The sequence below is a fragment of the Paraburkholderia sp. RAU6.4a genome (assembly GCF_050435625.1).
Lineage (GTDB): Bacteria > Pseudomonadota > Gammaproteobacteria > Burkholderiales > Burkholderiaceae > Paraburkholderia > Paraburkholderia tuberum.
The window spans coordinates 423,155-439,656 of the sequence record NZ_JBNDKQ010000002.1 but is presented as its reverse complement, the minus strand read 5'-3'; the positions used below and the strand labels follow the sequence as shown (position 1 = coordinate 439,656).

Here is a 16,502-nt window from a genome sequence, read left to right as displayed (position 1 = left end):
CGCTGATATTTCATTGACTATCAGCGGACCGGCGGCTGTCAACGCAGTTGTCGCGTCACTTCAAGCAATCTGCTTTAAACGCATCCTCAAACTGGACCGTTTGCGGCTGCGTGGTCCAAGCGGTGCCCATATCGGATCTTGCCCGCGCGCGATGCGGCCAGGGATCTATATGAAGCTTGCGCCTCCGTTGACGGGGATCGTTTGGCCCGTGACGAATGCGTTGCCGACGACCATCAGCACGACCTCCGCGACCTCGCTCGCTTCGCCCAAGCGCCCGACGGGCAGCCTTTCTGCGACGTTGGACGCCTTGAGCGGTCCAGCCATTTCGGTGTCGATCGGTCCCGGTGCAACGGCGTTGACGGTGATCCCTTCGCGGGCGAGCCGTGCCGCATAGCCGCGCGTCAAGCCTTCGAGCCCGGCTTTCGATGCGTTGTAGTGAACGCCAACCAAGCCGGGGCCGCGGGCGGCGGCCGACGAGACGTTGACGATGCGGCCCCAGCGCCTCGCGCGCATGCCGGGCAGCACTGCCTGCGTGCAGAGAAACGCCGATTTCAGATTGACGGCGAGCGTTCGATCGAACTCCGCTTCCGCGAGATCGTCGATGTCGACGATCGTCGCGGTGCCCGCGTTGTTCACGAGCACGTCGATCAGGCCGAGGCGGTTTTCCACCTCGGCGATCATCGCTTCGACGTCGTCTGCGACCGATACATCGGCGCATACCGCGATCGCGCGGCCTCCGGCGCGTTCGATTTCCGCGACGACGTCGGCCGCGTCGTTCTCGCGTTGCCGATAGTTGACGGCGACTGCTGCGCCGGCTGAGGCAAGCGCGATCGAAATGGCGCGTCCGATTCCGCGCGAGCCGCCGGTCACCAAGGCGACACGATCGTTTAAGTTGAGCGAATGAGCTGGCATCGTGGAACTCCTCGGTTGCGGGGGGTCGAACCGGTTGTGGCCTCGTCTGCGAGGCGTGGTGTCGCCGAGCGAGGCGTTGCCGGAAAGCATCCTGGTTTGCCCCCTCCAAAGCGTCTTCGCCGGAAAGTCGCCCTCATGCTTTCATCGATCTTTCGGCCGTTCTGGCTTGCGGATTCAACCGGTCGATGCAACAGTTTGATGAAATCGCTCAGCTGGTGTGTCGAAGTTTAATGTTTTCCGGGGGCGTTCATTGAGCCGCCTTGCTACTGCATTAAGCCGCGCCCGTGAGTAGACGGAGAGAGCGGCAAGAAGCATTGGTCGCCGGCAAAAGCGATAGAATGCCCGCTCTGCAAAAGACAATATTGACGGGGTACACGGCATGGAGCGGCCGGGCGCGCAGCGTTGGCATGAGCAAACGTTTCTAGGTGTCTTTCGCGGACAACCTGAGAAGGAGCAGGCGCTCCTCCGGATATGCCTGGGCATGGTCGTGTTGATCGGCTATATCGCCGTCGCCGCGCTCCAACGCACGGCCGCCGCGTATGACACTCTGGGCGTGGTTTTCGCATACGTGGTATTCGGCGTGGCGACATACATAGCCGCGACCGCCGCGACAGTTCGGCCGCGCCTTCGATTGACGGTCACCACCATTGCAGACCAGGCGCTTGTCATGACTGCCTTGGCGCTCGGCGGGCGCGTGGCGCTGCCCTTGCTCTGGGTCGTGTTCTGGTTCCTTGTGGGTGCCGGTTGCCGCCACGGCAAGCGGCCGTTGCTACTTTCATGTGCAGTTGCGCTTGCAGGCGTCGTGATTTTGATGCGCGTCGAGCCGTGGTGGAGAGAAAACCTCGCGGTGGGATTGGGCATCATGCTCAGCATCGCGGCGACTTCCGTGTACTTGATGGCCCTCGTGCATCGGCTCGAACGGCAGGCTGCGACGGACCCTCTGACAGGACTCAGCAACCGCATTCGCCTCGAGCAGGCGATCGCTAAAGCGACTGCGGCGCGAGACGACGATAAAGGACAGTCTGTCTTGATGTTCATCGATCTCGACGGCTTCAAGTACGTCAATGACGCTTATGGGCATGCGGTGGGTGATGAACTGTTGCAGTGCTTCGCCAACGGTCTGCAGACACGCATTCGCCGCGGCGATACGGTTGCCCGCCTGGGAGGCGACGAGTTCGCGGTGCTCGCCCGCCACGTGCATGGCGACGCCGGCGCGCGCGCGATTGCCGACGGTATTCACGACATCCTTCATGGGCTTCGAGAGATCGGCGGTCATCCCGTCGCCGTATCGGCCAGCATTGGCGTGCGCATGCTCGGTAGCAATAACGCGGACGAACGTCTTGATGTACACGCCCTGATGCGCCAGGCCGATAGCGCGATGTATCGCGCCAAAGCGAACGGGACGGACAAAACCTCATTCTTCGATGAGACGGGTGCCGGCGTGTAAGCGGACAGGGTTCCCGGCGGTGTCCTGCTCGTGTTGGCGAGCGCATTTGATGCAGGTGCCGGGCCGCGGACGCGGCCGGGCGCGCGTTGCACGACGAAGTGCGCGAAGCGGCCAGCGGGACCGTCGCGCACTTCGCGGTCGGCTTGACGGATGGCATTTCGAAGCTGGCCGTCCATGCCATTCTTGCTCCTTTGACGCAAAAGGTGTTGAGTGCGGCGCATGCGTGAGCGCGTTCGTGATCACGAAAAAGAAGGTTCGGTTTTTCCGAAGCTGCATTTCCGTTATTTCTGCTTTTTCCTCGACGCCTTCTCACCGTACTCTTGAGCCGTACCCACGAAGGAGGTGTCTCATGCAAGTCCTGTTCAAGTCCCGCGACCGTGAAGCCGTCCGTCTGCGCAGCTTCGCGCGCCAACGCATCCGGTTCGTGTTTCGCCGCATGGACTGGCTGATTTCGAAGGCGACCGTCAGCATGTCGGACATCAACGGCCCGCGCGGCGGACTCGACAAACGCTGCCAGGTGCAGGTGCAGACGCCCGATGCGACGCCTGTCGTCGTGACGTCGATCGCAAGAGACTGGCGCGGCGCACTCGATCTCGCGCTGGCCCGCGCGGCGCGTTCGATCATCCGCAGGCAGCAGGCGCGCATTGCGACTCGGGGTCCCCGTGATTTCGATGCCGTTTACCGGGGTAGCGGCCTCTAGGCGCGACAAGGCCTAGCGGACTGCCCCTAAAACAATGCCGCTCGATTCGTTCTGGAAGGCTCGGATAGCAACGCACCGCTGGGCGCTACCTATCACCGGAGCTTGGTGGCCGCCGGGTAATTCGCTTCCTGGCATTGCCATATCGGGCCCCTCAGTCGGTTGCAACCGGCGAACGCGGCGACGAATTGCCGGGACGTCGCCGCGATAAAGGCGAGATCGATTGTGCGACTGCAGTCAATATCCGCGAAACAGCGTACTGCCGGCTTTCCACCAACATCCGTTGGTAAAGTAGTGAACGAACGACCGCAGTACTTCAGAAAGAGACGGTGGCAAGCGCTGTTGTCGAATGACATAAAGGGTCGATGGGCGACCTTTGCACGGTTCCATTTCTCGGCTCGCAAGGCGCGATCGGCCCAATGGAACTATCGCATTGCGATCATCGTCAGCGCAGCCGTATCGCGGACGCCGCCGGCGCCTTAGTCGGGTTCCGCCTGCTGGCATTCCGCCTGATACCAACGCCACCGTTTTGCTGGAGCCTATTCATTTATCGCCGCTGCTCAATTCGTGGTGCTCATGCGAGTGCGTGGCCATCCGGCCGGGTGCGGCCATCGCCACCCACCGGCACGTGCTCTCACGAGGACATTCGAACGTCGCGTTCACATCGGAAACGGCCCCGCTAAACGTTGAACAGTTCGCTACGCGCCGCGTCCATGATCATCGCCACAGCCGGGTGGCTGACGTGGCGCTCGATAGAGATTGCAAAAAATTCCTCGACGATCGAATTGATCTGCCCGACTATCGTCAGGTTGTGCTCTGTCTGCAACTGGCTTTCGAGCACGGTTGGCGCGAACAGCAGGCCGCGGCCTTCGCGGCCGAATGCCATGGTCATCGCTCCGTCGTCGAACTCGCCGACGATGCGCGGCGAAATGGCGTGCGAGGCGAGCCAGTGATCCAGCTTGCGCCGCACGGCGGATTCCGTGCCGGGCAGTAGCACAGGCAGCTTGTCGAGCGACATCGGGAAGCGTTTTTTGCTGCTTTGAATCAACGCCTGGGTTCCGAAGCAGCTTAGCGTCGAACGTCCGAGGCGGTGATTGAACGCCTTGATGTTGACGTCGACGGGAATGGGGGCGTCCGCGATGATCAGATCGAGGCGGTGCACGGCCAGTTGCGCGAGCAGCGCGTGCAGTTTGCCTTCGTGACAGATCATGCGCAGCGACGCCGACGCGCTCAGCGCGGGTTCCAGCAGCCGGTACGCAATCGCCTTGGGGACCGAATCCGCGATCCCGACGCGAAACCGCGTTTGCGCACCGGATTCGCTTTCGCGCCGCACAGCGCTTTCGAGTTCCGAACCTAACGAAAATATCTCGTCGGCGTAGTCGAGCGCGAGGCGCCCCGCATCGGTCAGTTCGAGCGTGCGGCCGGTTTTCCTGAACAGCTTCTTATCCAGCGCCTCTTCGAGAAGCTTGATCTGGCCACTGAGCGTTTGCGGCGTGATGTGCAACTGCTCGCCCGCGCGCACGATGCCGCCCGCGCGAGCCGCGACCCAAAAGTAATAGAGATGCTTGAAATTCACGAACCCTCCACCGATTACGGAAAGATACGTTTTTCTCGAAGTATCAACAATAAAAATACGAATTTTATGTTGGCATGAGCTCAGTTAGATTAAAACCTCGCCCCGAAGCGTCGGCGGGCGTTTCATGACAGCTGACAGAGGTGACATATGGCATCGGTTGCAGAATTGCTGCGTGCGAAAGCTTCCCGGACAGTGTGGTCGATCGAGGCATCCGCTTCGGTTTGCAACGCGATATCGATCATGGCTCACAGGGAGGTTGGAGCGCTCATCGCCACGCACGACGGGCGCATAGCCGGCATCGTGACGGAGCGCGATTACGCCCGGAAGATCGTTCTGATGGAACGCTCGTCAACGAATACGCCTGTGCGCGACATCATGTCGACGGCGGTGCGTTATGTCAGTCCGGAGCAGACGACGGACGAGTGCATGGCGATCATGACAGAACATCGGATTCGCCATCTGCCTGTGCTCAGCGCAGGGCAGGTGACAGGAATGGTGTCGATCGGCGACCTGATCAAGAACCTGATTTCCGAGCAGGAACACACCATCCGGCAACTGGTGCACTACATCCACGGCAACGGTTTTCACGCCGCTTTTGATGGATCGAAGGCACCACCGGCGGCGAGCTTGCGTAGCTAAAAATATTACTGTTCGTAATGTACTTGCGCGCGCAAATGGAGCGCGTTGCGGGCAGTTTCGCGACTCATCGAAAGAGGTTTTTATGTACACGCAAATCATCAGCAAATTACGACTTGCTGCCGGTGCAGTCACGCGCGGGACGGCCGCGCTGGGTCTGGCGGGACTGCTGGCGCTGGGCGCCGTGGCGTCGAACGACGCCGAGGCGAAGCGCGTAGGCGGGAGTCAAAGCATCGGGCGGCAGTCGCAGACGGCGTCGCCGTCTGGACAAGCGCAGCAAAGCCAACAGGCACAACAGGCACAGCCGGCACAACAGGCCGCGCAGGCGCCTGCTGCGGCAGCGGGTAACCGCTGGATGGGCCCGCTGGCGGGTCTCGCTGCGGGCCTTGGGATTGCAGCATTACTGTCGTCGTTTGGCCTGGGCGAAGGGCTGGCGCAGATGCTGTCGAATGCGTTGCTGATCGGAGCGGTGATTTTCGCCGGCGTGATGCTATTCCGCTTTATCGCCAACCGGCGTCGTCCGGATCTTGCCTATGGACACGGTCCCGTGAACCGCCAGCAAACGAACGGCTCACGGTTTCTGAATCAGATCCCGCAAGCGCGGCCTGAAGCGAACTTGCGGGGCTGGCCGAACGCGGCGATGGGTTCGACGGGAGCAGCGGACACGGAGAGGACAACGGGACTACCACTCGAGCAAGATCAGGCGGCGTTTCTTGTATCGGCAAAGACCTTGTTCATGCGCCTTCAAGGTGCATGGGACCGGAACGAGCAGGGTGACCTGTTCGAATTGACGACGCCGGAGATGTTCGCGCAAATCAAGCGGGACCTCGAAGCTCGGGGTCGCCAGGTGAGTCATACGGAAGTCACGCAACTTGACGCGGAAGTGCTTGGCACAGAACGCAATGCGGATGAAACGCTGGTTAGCGTTCGCTTTTACGGTCAAATGCGGGAAGACGATGCGCCGACTGCCCAGCCGTTCCAGGAAGTCTGGAACATGGTCAGCGACGCACGTGGCAACCAGGCGTGGCGACTGGCCGGCATTCAGCAAATTGACGGATGAGAGTGTAGTTGAAACCGGCAGCGGCCTGCTGCCGGTTACTCGTGAGGGTGGCGCGCGCTGCGGAACTACCTGAGACCAACCTGAGACCAACCTTTCGCCAGCGACCGTGCGTGAGAAAGTCGAGCGCCACTTGCGGAGTGGCAAACGCTGGGCGCATGAGGCGATAGTCGGCCAATTGCGGACCGTCCTCTGCGGCTCGGTGCGGACATTTGACGGTCGCCTACAATTCTGTAGCGGCCACTCGGGGATGGACTTGGTCAACCTTTCCATCGTGTGCATGTCGGTGTTGTTTGTCCCGTATCAGGTCGCCGTGCCTCGCAAATCTCTAATATGCTGATAGACAGTGGCACGTCCCATCCCCAACACATTCGCGACGTAGTTGGCAGCGCTCTTCCCCTTGAACGCCCCTTCGGCCCACAGCGCTTCGACGATCTCGCGACGATGGTCGCGAGTCAGCGAATTCAGCGCCAACTGACGTTCCTGGAGCCACGTGTGAAGGAACGTGTTGATGCGTTCCTGCCAGTCGTCCTTGAACAGCTCTTCGGGCTGCTTAACCACGCCGGCGCCGGAGATCACACGATCGATCACATGTTTGATGTCTTCGAACACGGCGATGTTGTAGTTCACGCACATCACGCCGACAGCGCTACCGGCATCGTCGAACAACACCGTGCTGACGCACCGCATCCGCCTCCCATCCCAATTGATTTTCTCATACGGCCCGACCGTACCGGACTCCGCGGAATGGTCGATCTCTTCCAGCGCGGAGTCGTCGCCGAGTTCGCGCTTCGACAGATTATTGGCGATATAGGCGATCGTTTGACTTTGCAGGTCATGAATGACGATTTCGACGTACGGGAAAAACAGCAGCGCAATGCCATCGGCGACACGGCTGTAGCGATCCAGAAGTAGCCGACGTGCGGCCGTTGTCTTGGGCTTTCGCATAGGGATGGGTGCTTGCAGGTTTCTGAAAGTCCACTCGGGTGGGCGGGCGGTATTGCAGGTCCGAAAATGTCCCGCATTTTGCCATGAGCGATACGGTACTTCTGCTCGATAGCACGACGGCCCGGAGGCGAAGCGACTGAATCGGCCGGCTTGGATGAGTCATGCAGCAGTTTTCCTTCAATGCGTTCGGGAAGTACGGCATTGCGGGCGATCATCGCGATACGCTGGCCCGGTGTCGCGAGATGAAGGTGCGCCCGTGCGATAAGAACACCGGGGGTCGAGCACGATGTCATGTTGGATCGCCAGCTTCGCGAGTTCCAGCTTCAGTGCTTGCGACGGACTGGTCGCCGTGGACCGGACCAGCATGTCGGCGAACAGCCTTTGCCATTGCTCCGGCGACTTGGCGCGATCTGGCGCTTCGGCAAGATCGTGGCGATCACTTCCATGCCCGCTCGAGCAGTCAGATATTTGAACAGTTCATAGGCAATCGCCACGTCTTCAAGACCCAGCCCGATCGAGCGAAAAAACGTATGCTTTTTTCGATAGGATGGCTTGATCGCTTCGCCGCACATGAGTTCAGCGAGATCGCCCAGCACGGCTTCGGGGCGCCAGCCATGGTGTTCCGAAGCCAGCTTCATCTCGCCCGCACTGGCTGGGGTGGTACGGCGGTAGTCGCAATAGACGTCCATGTCGGCAAGCCATGCGGGCGGAATCTCGTGAGCGTTCGCCACGTTGGTGCTGATAGACGTGATGAGCGCTGGCTTGCCGAGCATGTTTTCGTGCAGCACCGGGGTGCCCGACGAGGTACACAGCGCAACGACGTCGGCGTCGGCGACACAGTCTTCGATCCTTGTGCAGATGGAGACTCTTTCATCGAGCGCCGCGAGCTGCGCACGTTTTTCGGTGTCGTTCGCAAGTCCGGGCGAAGACACCCGAATCGATTGCCACGGCCGCACCGACGCCAGATGGCGCAAATGAGCCTGTCCCACCGCACCCGCGCCGACAATCGCGAGCCGGCTCGCATGATCAGCGGCGAGTTGCTCTACCGCGAGTGCGGTCGCCCCGGCGGTGCGCTCGATCGTCAGCAGACCTGAATCACACCACATCAGCGGTTGTCCCGTTTCCATCGACATCAATGCCGTCCACGCGGTAATGATCGGCTTCGCCTGCGTGACGATGTATGGCGACAGCTTCGCGCCGAACACCTTCGCGTCCGCCATCACGCCCAGATATGTGATGAAGTCGCCTGCGCCCTCCGGAAAAAGAGTCAGCGTCTGTGGCGGTTGCGCCGCCATGTGGCTTCCCAGCGCGCGAAACATCTGCGCCAACACGCTGCGCACGTCGAGGTGAGGTAGTGCCTCGCGAACGCCTTGCTGGTCGACGATCAGGGGCAATGCGTTTTCTGACTGGCTCATTGAACTGCGCTCCAAAACGTTGCCGGGGTTCGGCGGTGAGGCGATTCTAAGCAAAAATGTCCAGTCTGGACATTAATTTTGAAAATGGCTTGCTTTTCTATCTGTCCAGAATAGACTGTCAATCCAGAGCAGGAGTGAGCCCGGCGCGTCAGCCGCCTCATGCGATGTCTCGGAGCGGGTCGGTCAACCGTCGCGCATGCCTTCAATTGTCGTCGCCCAAACACACAGGGAACCTCTTATGTTTCGGAAGCTTCAACTTTCACTTTTCGTCGCTGCTGCGTTGGTGGGCTCGCTCGGGACCGTCGGCGCGCAGGCTCAGGACACCTTGCGCTTCGGCATCGAGGCAGCCTACCCGCCGTTCGAAAGCAAGTCGCCGAGCGGGCAGTTGCAGGGCTTCGACGTCGACGTCGGCAATGCGGTCTGCACGAAGCTGGGCGTGAAGTGCGTGTGGGTCGAAAATGCGTTCGATGGACTGATTCCCGCGTTGGAAGCCCGCAAATTCGACGTGATCAATTCCGCGATGAACATCACGGACAAGCGCAAGCAATCGATTGAATTCACGAAGCCGATCTATATCGTGCCGATCGTGATGGTGGCCCGACGTGGCTCCGGCCTGTTGCCCGACGTGAAAAGTCTGCAGGGCAAACGGGTGGGCGTGTTGCAGGGGTCGTCGCAGGAGGATTTCCTCAAAGCTCACTGGGCGAATGCCGGCGTAACGGTCGTCTCGTACCAGGACCAGGATCAGGTCTACGCCGACCTGATTGGTGGGCGCCTCGACGCTGCCGTTCAGGAAGCGCAAACTGCTGAGGACGGTTTCCTCGGCAAGCCCGCGGGCCACGAGTATGCGATCGTCGGCAAGCCGCTGAGCGATCCGGCAACGCTCGGCGAGGGCACCGGCTGGGGCTTGCGCAAGACCGACAAGGCGCTGGTCGCGAAAGTCGATGCCGCGCTCGACGCGCTGAAGAAAGACGGCACGTTGAGCAGTCTTTCGCAGAAGTATTTCAACCGCGACATCATCGCGAAGTAACGGATCCACGAGCCGGCGCCAGAGGTTTCGCACCGGCTTGCTGCGCAGAACGCGGCAGTCCGGCGTCCAGTCCCGACGGAAAGAAGAGCGAAGCGAGCTTATGGATTTCGATGTGATAGTGCTGGGTGCCGGGATCGTCGGCGTGTCGTCCGCGCTGCAGTTGCAGGATCGATGCCGCCGGGTGGCACTGGTGGACCGGCGCGCTCCCGGCGAAGAGACCAGCTTCGGCAACGCGGGGCTGATTGAAAGCTCTGCGGTCGTTCCCTACGGTTTCCCGCGCGATTTCGGCACGTTGCTGCGCTATGCAAAGAATCGTTCGACCGACCTGTACTGGGACTATCGGGCGTTGCCGCACTTTGCGAGCTGGCTGGCGCGCTTCTGGTGGGAATCGTCCCCCGAGCGATTGATGGCCGCCGCGCGCGACATGTTGCCGTTGATCCAGCAAAGCGTTGCGGAACATGATCGGCTTATCGAGCGCGCGCAACTCGGCCATCTCGTTCGCGACAGCGGCTGGATCGACACCTATCGCACCCCAGCGGAATTTTCGCGGCAGGCGGCGGCCGCCGCGATGACTGCCAAGACCTATGGCTTGCGGGTCGTGGTGCTGGATTCGGCGGCGCTGGCCGCGCGCGAGCCGGGCCTCGCGGACGGCTTTTGTGGCGCGTTGCATTGGCAGGACCCGAAGAGCATCGTCAATCCCGGGGCACTGACCAAAGGTTATGCAGATCTTTTCGAAGCAGGCGGCGGGACGGTGTTCACCGGCGACGCCACCACGCTAACGGCGCAAGCGGGGGCCTGGACGGTTCAGACGTCATCGGGCAGGATCAGCGCAAAAGAAGTCGTGGTGGCGCTCGGTTCATGGTCTGACCGCGTTTTCGCGCCGCTTGGCTACCGCATTCCTTTGCGCGCGAAGCGCGGTTATCACATGCACTACCGTCCCACCCGGCAGATGCTGTCGATGCCGTTCGTCGACGCGGAGCAGGGCTACGTGGTAGCGCCGATGGAAGGGCGCTTGCGGCTGACCACGGGGGTCGAGATCGCACGGCGCGACGCCAGGCCCACGGGCATCCAACTCGACCGCGCGGAGCGCACCGCCCGGCCGAGCTTCGGTCTGGGTGAGCGACTCGACGCGAGTCCGTGGCTCGGCCTGCGTCCTTGCACACCCGACATGCGGCCCGTCATTGGGCGCGCGCCGCGCCATCCCGGGTTGTGGTTCGCATTCGGTCACAACCACCATGGCTTGACCCTGGGTCCTGTGACCGGGCGACTGCTGGCGGAGATGATGACAGGGACACCGACCTGTGCGGATGCGCGTCCGTTTCGCGTTGAACGGTTCCGTAGTTAGCGACAGGAACGGCCCGGCCCTAAAGATCTAGTTGGGTGGACTACGATCAACTTTTGTGCACGTCGAGGAGCCGCGCAAATGCTGGGATTCCGATGCTCCTCCCTATTTGCGTTCTTTTCCTGATCGGGACCGTGACAGACATTGTGACCGCCGGTACTGTCAACGGCTGTTGAGCATTCAGCAGCAGTCAACCACGGTATAACTGACGACCGTCCGGCATGGGTCGATGCCGGCCTCTCGTTGCCACGCACGCCGCTCGCTCAACATACGCAATCACCGATCCGGGCACGACGCCGACAGCCACGTCGGTCCCGATGATGCCCCACCTTTCTGGCCTAAAATATCTCAAAAGAGCATCCGCCCGGGGGCATCATGAAAGCACTTATCGTTGCTGCGACATTGACGGCTGGCTGTTCCCTCGCCTACGCGCAGACTTACCCGCAGGAAGCGCTGGCTGACCAAAGCACGGGGGCCTATAGAGCGCAATTGGAAGCGCAGAAGCAACAGATCGAACTCCAGAACGAACAACTCCAATTACTGAAACAACAGCGCGACCTGGATTTGGTGAGGCAGCAGCGCGAACTGAATTCGCTGAGACAACAGCGCCAATTCGACTTGCTGAGACAGCGGCGCTAGATCGCTGTGAGGCGCGGCACCCGCCTCAAGATCCGGCTTGGCAACGGCCATTGCAGCGCCGAACGCTCTGCTCGCACCAGCCGAACGTCGCGACCGACATCGTGTTCGAAGCGGAGAAGAACTGCTTGTAATATCGATCGAGGGCGGCGGGGCGGATCAGCGCAGATGTCCCCGCCGTAGGTCGCTCTCGCGCGCGGCGACCGCTCACATGACGTGGACGAGATCAATGTAACTGCTTCTTCAGATCGCTCAGTTCGGCGGGGACGGGCAAAAATAGCCTTCCACCTCGCCCCGACGGCCATAGCCATAAGTAAAGCGGACCCATCATCGGCTTTTTTATTGCTTTACCCGCTCCTCGTTCTAACCGACAGTAACCTCAGCGCGCCGCCACGGCAGCTTGCAGCCGAAACGCGATTGATCAGTGCTGACGGCTACCGACGACAATGATGACCTGCATTGCAGCAAATCTGCGGGTCCGGGAGACGAGACGATGAGTCATGTGGAAGCTTAATCAACTATCGGCTTACGAAGTCAGGGCCATTCACTTCGGGCAACGCACGGTCGGCCCGGCCATGGGCATATCACTTTGCCGCTATCTCTGTTAATGACGCTGGATTTATTGCGTCATCGCGATGCACGCCTGCAGGGACCTCTCGAAAAGGTGATGCCTAACTGGGAATTAACGAACACCGAAAACCATACCGCTCCGGCAAGTTTCACCATTCCCAATAGCAAAGATATCGATGTCTGGTTATCTAAATTATCAGAAAAACAAGGCATCGAGATGAAGACTTCAATTAATGATTAGATCCCGGATTGCTTTTTATTTTTAACCGACATTCATACTGGATTCGATATGTCTAACCATGTGATTTTGCCGCGCATCCTCCAGGTCGGCGCCAACGCCAGCGAGACAGTTCCCACGGTTCTGGCGACTCTCGGCTGCAGTCGACCTCTGATCATCACCGACAAGATGATGGTGCAGTTGGGCTATGCCGGGCGCATTCAGGAAAATCTCGCCGCCAATGGCATGACAGCCGAAATTTTCGCTGATACGGTCCCCGAGCCCACGGTTGACTCGATTCGAGCTGGCGTGGAGAAGGCTCGCGCAGGAGACTACGACAGTATCATTGCACTGGGCGGCGGCAGTCCGATCGACAGCGCCAAGGCGATTGGCATTCTTGCCAAGCATGGCGGAGAAATGCGCGACTATAAATTTCCGCGCATTGTTACCGAAGTTGGGTTGCCCATTATCGCGGTGCCCACCACTGCGGGAACCGGCTCGGAAGTGACCCGTTTCACGATCATCACTGACCAGCAGAACGACGAAAAAATGCTCTGTGTGGGCATCGGCTTCATGCCCGTGGCAGCCTTGGTCGACTATAACCTGACCCTCAGCCTGCCGCCGCGCGTCACCGCCGATACGGGTATTGATGCGCTGACCCACGCGATCGAAGCCTACGTCAGCCAGAAAGCCAACCTGTACAGCGACAGTCAGGCCCTGGCGGCCATGCGCTTGATTGGCCCCAATCTGCGTAAAGCCTATCGATCCGGCCAGGATACAGCCGCCCGCGAAGCCCTGATGCTCGGTTCGACGCTCGCCGGCGTGGCGTTTTCCGCTGCGTCCGTGGCGCTGGTACACGGCATGAGTCGACCGATCGGCGCCTTTTTCCACGTTCCCCATGGGCTGTCCAACGCCATGCTGCTGCCCAGTGTGACCGCGTTCTCGATCCCGGCGGCGGAAGAACGCTACGCTGATTGCGCTCGTGCCATGGGCGTGGCCGACAGGCAGGACAGTACGCAGACCGCCAATGCCAGGTTGCTCGCTGAATTGCGGTCGATCAACGCTGACCTTCAGGTGCCGATGCCCGAACAATTTGGTATCGACCGCGAGCGCTTCTTCAGCTTGATGCCGACCATGGCACGGCAGGCTCTGGCCTCCGGCTCGCCTGGCAATAACCCACGCGTGCCCTCGGTCGAGGAAATGGTCGAGCTCTACCGCGGTCTCTGGTAAGCAAATTCCCCCCTCAAAAAAATCGCATCTGAGCGATCGAAGTGAAGGTCATTCAGATGCGACAACAACTCTTGGCATCGGGAAGCAGAACCCTATTCCCATCGCCAATTTTGTGGCCCTTAGAGCCTGTTCCGATCCCAGCAAGGAGTATGAAATGCAGCCCTTCAACGACGACGCAGACGTGGTTCACTTCATCAACGGTCGCCGCGTGCCAGGCACCGGCACTCGAAAGCAGCCGATATTCAACCCCGCGACCGGTTCTCCGGCACGCATGCTGCACCTCGGCGACGCGTCCGACGTAAGTGCCGCCGTAGCGTCGGGGAAACAGGCGTTCCAGGGATGGAGTAATACGCCACCCATCCGTCGCGCGCGCGTCATGCGCCGCTTTCTCGAACTGATGAACCAGCACAAGGACGAACTGGCAGCGATCATGACCGCCGAGCACGGAAAAGTGTTCAGCGATGCGCAAGGCGAAGTGGCACGGGGCATCGATGTGATCGAGTTTGCCTGCGGCATTCCGCAATTGCTGAAGGGTGACCATACGGAACAGGTGTCGACCGACATCGACAACTGGACGACCCGCCAACCACTCGGCGTTGTCGCGGGAATCACGCCTTTCAACTTTCCGTGCATGGTGCCTTGCTGGATGTTTCCGATCGCGATTGCCGCAGGCAATGCGTTCATTCTGAAGCCCAGCGAGCGTGATCCCTCAGCGTCGCTCTACATGGCCCGCTTGCTGCAGGAAGCCGGGTTGCCTGACGGAGTGTTCAACGTCGTGCAAGGGGACAAGATAGTCGTGGATGCTCTGCTCGAACATCCTGACGTAAAAGCGATCAGTTTCGTCGGTTCGACGCCGATTGCCAACTACATCTACGAGACGGGGGCAAAGCACGGAAAACGGATCCAGGCGCTCGGCGGAGCGAAGAATCACATGGTTGTGATGCCCGACGCTGACATTGATCAAGCCGTCGACGCTTTGGTCGGCGCAGGCTACGGCTCCGCGGGTGAACGGTGCATGGCGATCTCGGTCGCAGTCCTCGTAGGCGACGTTGCGGACAAGCTGATTCCGCGACTCGCTGATCGAGCACGCTCCGTAATAGTAAAGAACGGCACGGAGCCCGACGCCGAGATGGGGCCGATCGTCACGCGTCAGGCGCTGGAACGCATTGAAAACTACATCGCGATTGGCGTCGAAGAGGGCGCGTCGCTGGTTGTCGATGGACGTGGCCTCAAAGTTCCGGGGCACGAGGAAGGCTTTTTTACCGGTGCCACGTTGTTCGACCACGTCACGCCCGAGATGCGAATCTATCAAGAGGAAATCTTCGGACCGGTGCTGTCCTGCGTCCGTGCGAAGGACTTTACAGAGGCCGTCGACCTGGTCAACGCGCACGAATTCGGCAATGGCGTCGCCTGTTACACTCGCGATGGACACATCGCGCGCGAGTTTGGCCGGAGAATTGAGGTTGGAATGGTTGGCATCAACGTACCGATTCCGGTACCGATGGCGTGGCACGGATTTGGCGGCTGGAAGCGTAGCTTGTTCGGTGACACGCACGCGTATGGCGAAGAAGGCGTCCGGTTCTATACGCGTCAGAAGTCAATCATGCAACGCTGGCCGGAGAGTATCGAGCAAGGTGCCGAATTCGCGATGCCGACGGCGAGGTAGTCTTTCCACTGCAAAACCCGCTACAGCTCCCGTGCTGCCACATCCCGGCACGGGAGAGCACACCACCGGTCCTGAAGTCGCAGACCTTCAAATCCGAACGGATGCGCCCGACATCATGCGCTGCGGCAAATGTCGACAACCGTGCGACCGCTCAGCTTTCCATCCATCATTTGCACGGCTGCCTCCGGCACGTCGTGCAACGCTATTCGGTGCGTGAGTTCGGCGAGCTTTGCTCGATCCAGGTCCGCAGCGAGCCGATTCCACGCTATCTGACGATGAGCGATCGGACACATAACCGAGTCGATGCCCAACAGTTTTATACCGCGCAGAATGAAAGGCGCAACGTTCGCCGGGAACTCCATGCCTTGCGCGAGACCACATGCCGTTACGGCGCCGCCATATTTCGTCTGTGCGCATGCGTTGGCAAGCGTATGCGAGCCGACAGAATCCACCACCGCCGCCCAGCGCTCTTTCTGCAACGGCTTGCCGGCTGCCGACAGCGAGTCCCGATCGACCACATCGGCGGCGCCGATACGCTTCAGAAAATGCGCCTGCTCCGGCTTGCCCGTCGATGCCACGACCGTAAATCCCCAACTGCTCAATAGCGAGATTGCCACGCTGCCCACACCGCCGCTCGCGCCGGTCACGAGGACTTCACCGTCGGCCGGCTTGACACCGGCCTGTTCCAGCGCAAGGCAGGATAGCATCGCCGTGTAACCGGCCGTCCCGATTGCCATGCTTTCGGCCGTTGATAGTCCCGGCGGTACCGCAATCAGCCAGTCGGCCTTCAGGCGGGCTTTCTCTGCGAGGCACCCCCAGTGTGTCTCGCCGAGGCCCCATCCGTTGACGAGGACTATATCTCCCGCTTTCCAGCGAGAATCTGTCGATGTCACCACCTCGCCGGCGCCATCGATACCCGCGACCATTGGCCAGGCGCGTACGACCGGACCGCGGTTCGTGACCGCTAGCGCGTCCTTGTAGTTAAGCGTCGAGTGCGCGATACGAATGAGCACTTCGCCGGCTGCGAGGGGATGCTCGTCGAGGGTTCGGTCATCGAGGCTGGTAACCCCGGCCGAAAAACCGCTGTCATTCTGCTGCAGATAAAGGGCTGAAAAAGCCATGCTTG

The 16,502-nt window shown here is 60.5% G+C and carries 15 protein-coding genes and 2 pseudogenes; 11 read left to right on the top strand and 6 right to left on the bottom strand.

All coding sequences use genetic code 11. The features are described 5' to 3' along the window. Window positions 1-165 precede the first annotated feature (165 nt). Complete coding sequence (locus OKW40_RS06775) at window positions 166-912, bottom strand: SDR family NAD(P)-dependent oxidoreductase (RefSeq protein WP_429488867.1); 747 nt, start codon at window positions 910-912, stop codon at window positions 166-168. Between the two features lie 174 nt (window positions 913-1,086). Continuing rightward, window positions 1,087-1,212 (bottom strand): annotated as a pseudogene (locus OKW40_RS06770) (IS30 family transposase); the annotation flags it as partial. Window positions 1,213-1,291: 79 nt separating this feature from the next. Here OKW40_RS06770 and OKW40_RS06765 point away from each other — a divergent pair. The 3 genes and pseudogenes from OKW40_RS06765 to OKW40_RS06755 all read left to right on the top strand — a co-directional run bounded on the left by OKW40_RS06765 (window position 1,292) and on the right by OKW40_RS06755 (window position 3,059). Then, entirely contained in the window at window positions 1,292-2,359 is a 1,068-nt protein-coding gene (locus OKW40_RS06765; protein WP_429488865.1) for a diguanylate cyclase domain-containing protein, read from the top strand. 77 nt (window positions 2,360-2,436) lie between these two features. Then, window positions 2,437-2,547: pseudogene (locus OKW40_RS06760) on the top strand (LysR family transcriptional regulator); the annotation flags it as partial. Between the two features lie 161 nt (window positions 2,548-2,708). Further along, window positions 2,709-3,059 (top strand): HPF/RaiA family ribosome-associated protein, encoded by a 351-nt coding sequence (locus OKW40_RS06755; RefSeq protein ID WP_184066411.1) that lies wholly within the window; start codon window positions 2,709-2,711, stop codon window positions 3,057-3,059. 676 nt (window positions 3,060-3,735) lie between these two features. On the opposite strand, the gene nhaR is transcribed toward OKW40_RS06755, so the two are convergent. Continuing rightward, window positions 3,736-4,632, bottom strand: coding sequence for a transcriptional activator NhaR (nhaR, locus tag OKW40_RS06750; protein WP_429488863.1), 897 nt, complete (start codon window positions 4,630-4,632; stop codon window positions 3,736-3,738). Between the two features lie 147 nt (window positions 4,633-4,779). On the opposite strand from nhaR, the gene OKW40_RS06745 reads away from it, so the two are divergent. Together OKW40_RS06745 and OKW40_RS06740 are read left to right on the top strand one after the other, a co-directional pair. Further along, window positions 4,780-5,271, top strand: a complete 492-nt coding sequence (locus tag OKW40_RS06745) for a CBS domain-containing protein (RefSeq protein ID WP_429488861.1) — start codon at window positions 4,780-4,782, stop codon at window positions 5,269-5,271. An 82-nt stretch (window positions 5,272-5,353) separates the two neighbouring features. Continuing rightward, window positions 5,354-6,328 carry a Tim44 domain-containing protein gene (locus tag OKW40_RS06740; RefSeq protein ID WP_429488860.1) on the top strand — a complete coding sequence of 325 codons (975 nt, stop codon included), beginning with the start codon at window positions 5,354-5,356 and terminating at the stop codon, window positions 6,326-6,328. A 300-nt stretch (window positions 6,329-6,628) separates the two neighbouring features. On the opposite strand, the gene OKW40_RS06735 is transcribed toward OKW40_RS06740, so the two are convergent. Further along, the gene (locus OKW40_RS06735; RefSeq protein WP_008923557.1) at window positions 6,629-7,273 is read right to left on the bottom strand and encodes a helix-turn-helix transcriptional regulator; all 645 of its coding nucleotides are present in this window, start codon (window positions 7,271-7,273) and stop codon (window positions 6,629-6,631) included. Window positions 7,274-7,596: 323 nt separating this feature from the next. Further along, entirely contained in the window at window positions 7,597-8,688 is a 1,092-nt protein-coding gene (locus OKW40_RS06730; protein ID WP_429488858.1) for an ornithine cyclodeaminase family protein, read from the bottom strand. 238 nt (window positions 8,689-8,926) lie between these two features. Here OKW40_RS06730 and OKW40_RS06725 point away from each other — a divergent pair, with 238 nt between their 5' ends. The 6 genes from OKW40_RS06725 (at window position 8,927) to OKW40_RS06700 (ending at window position 15,376) form a co-directional block, all read left to right on the top strand. Next, window positions 8,927-9,715 carry an ABC transporter substrate-binding protein gene (locus tag OKW40_RS06725; RefSeq protein WP_184066415.1) on the top strand — a complete coding sequence of 263 codons (789 nt, stop codon included), beginning with the start codon at window positions 8,927-8,929 and terminating at the stop codon, window positions 9,713-9,715. 100 nt (window positions 9,716-9,815) lie between these two features. Then, complete coding sequence (locus OKW40_RS06720; protein ID WP_184066419.1) at window positions 9,816-11,060, top strand: NAD(P)/FAD-dependent oxidoreductase; 1,245 nt, start codon at window positions 9,816-9,818, stop codon at window positions 11,058-11,060. A gap of 372 nt (window positions 11,061-11,432) precedes the next feature. After that, the gene (locus tag OKW40_RS06715; protein ID WP_429488856.1) at window positions 11,433-11,696 is read left to right on the top strand and encodes a hypothetical protein; all 264 of its coding nucleotides are present in this window, start codon (window positions 11,433-11,435) and stop codon (window positions 11,694-11,696) included. Between the two features lie 604 nt (window positions 11,697-12,300). After that, window positions 12,301-12,504 carry a hypothetical protein gene (locus OKW40_RS06710; RefSeq protein ID WP_429355577.1) on the top strand — a complete coding sequence of 68 codons (204 nt, stop codon included), beginning with the start codon at window positions 12,301-12,303 and terminating at the stop codon, window positions 12,502-12,504. Between the two features lie 48 nt (window positions 12,505-12,552). After that, on the top strand, window positions 12,553-13,710 hold the full coding sequence (locus tag OKW40_RS06705) for an iron-containing alcohol dehydrogenase (RefSeq protein ID WP_429488854.1): 1,158 nt from the start codon (window positions 12,553-12,555) through the stop codon (window positions 13,708-13,710). A 154-nt stretch (window positions 13,711-13,864) separates the two neighbouring features. Then, a complete protein-coding gene (locus OKW40_RS06700; protein ID WP_184066426.1) occupies window positions 13,865-15,376 on the top strand; it encodes a CoA-acylating methylmalonate-semialdehyde dehydrogenase in 1,512 nt (503 codons plus the stop codon). A 113-nt stretch (window positions 15,377-15,489) separates the two neighbouring features. On the opposite strand, the gene OKW40_RS06695 is transcribed toward OKW40_RS06700, so the two are convergent. Further along, window positions 15,490-16,497: an MDR family oxidoreductase gene (locus tag OKW40_RS06695; RefSeq protein WP_429408406.1), complete on the bottom strand. Its 1,008-nt coding sequence runs from the start codon at window positions 16,495-16,497 to the stop codon at window positions 15,490-15,492. Window positions 16,498-16,502: the final 5 nt, after the last annotated feature.

Bases quoted from the DNA above. Each gene is read 5' to 3' on its own strand.
- OKW40_RS06705 (WP_429488854.1), top strand. From the start codon at position 12,553: ATGTCTAACCATGTGATTTTGCCGCGCATCCTCCAGGTCGGCGCCAAC.
- OKW40_RS06755 (WP_184066411.1), top strand. From the start codon at position 2,709: ATGCAAGTCCTGTTCAAGTCCCGCGACCGTGAAGCCGTCCGTCTGCGC.
- OKW40_RS06730 (WP_429488858.1), bottom strand. From the start codon at position 8,688: ATGAGCCAGTCAGAAAACGCATTGCCCCTGATCGTCGACCAGCAAGGC.
- OKW40_RS06715 (WP_429488856.1), top strand. From the start codon at position 11,433: ATGAAAGCACTTATCGTTGCTGCGACATTGACGGCTGGCTGTTCCCTC.
- OKW40_RS06725 (WP_184066415.1), top strand. From the start codon at position 8,927: ATGTTTCGGAAGCTTCAACTTTCACTTTTCGTCGCTGCTGCGTTGGTG.
- OKW40_RS06695 (WP_429408406.1), bottom strand. From the start codon at position 16,497: ATGGCTTTTTCAGCCCTTTATCTGCAGCAGAATGACAGCGGTTTTTCG.
- OKW40_RS06720 (WP_184066419.1), top strand. From the start codon at position 9,816: ATGGATTTCGATGTGATAGTGCTGGGTGCCGGGATCGTCGGCGTGTCG.
- OKW40_RS06740 (WP_429488860.1), top strand. From the start codon at position 5,354: ATGTACACGCAAATCATCAGCAAATTACGACTTGCTGCCGGTGCAGTC.
- OKW40_RS06700 (WP_184066426.1), top strand. From the start codon at position 13,865: ATGCAGCCCTTCAACGACGACGCAGACGTGGTTCACTTCATCAACGGT.
- OKW40_RS06745 (WP_429488861.1), top strand. From the start codon at position 4,780: ATGGCATCGGTTGCAGAATTGCTGCGTGCGAAAGCTTCCCGGACAGTG.
- OKW40_RS06735 (WP_008923557.1), bottom strand. From the start codon at position 7,273: ATGCGAAAGCCCAAGACAACGGCCGCACGTCGGCTACTTCTGGATCGC.
- OKW40_RS06775 (WP_429488867.1), bottom strand. From the start codon at position 912: ATGCCAGCTCATTCGCTCAACTTAAACGATCGTGTCGCCTTGGTGACC.
- OKW40_RS06765 (WP_429488865.1), top strand. From the start codon at position 1,292: ATGGAGCGGCCGGGCGCGCAGCGTTGGCATGAGCAAACGTTTCTAGGT.
- OKW40_RS06710 (WP_429355577.1), top strand. From the start codon at position 12,301: ATGACGCTGGATTTATTGCGTCATCGCGATGCACGCCTGCAGGGACCT.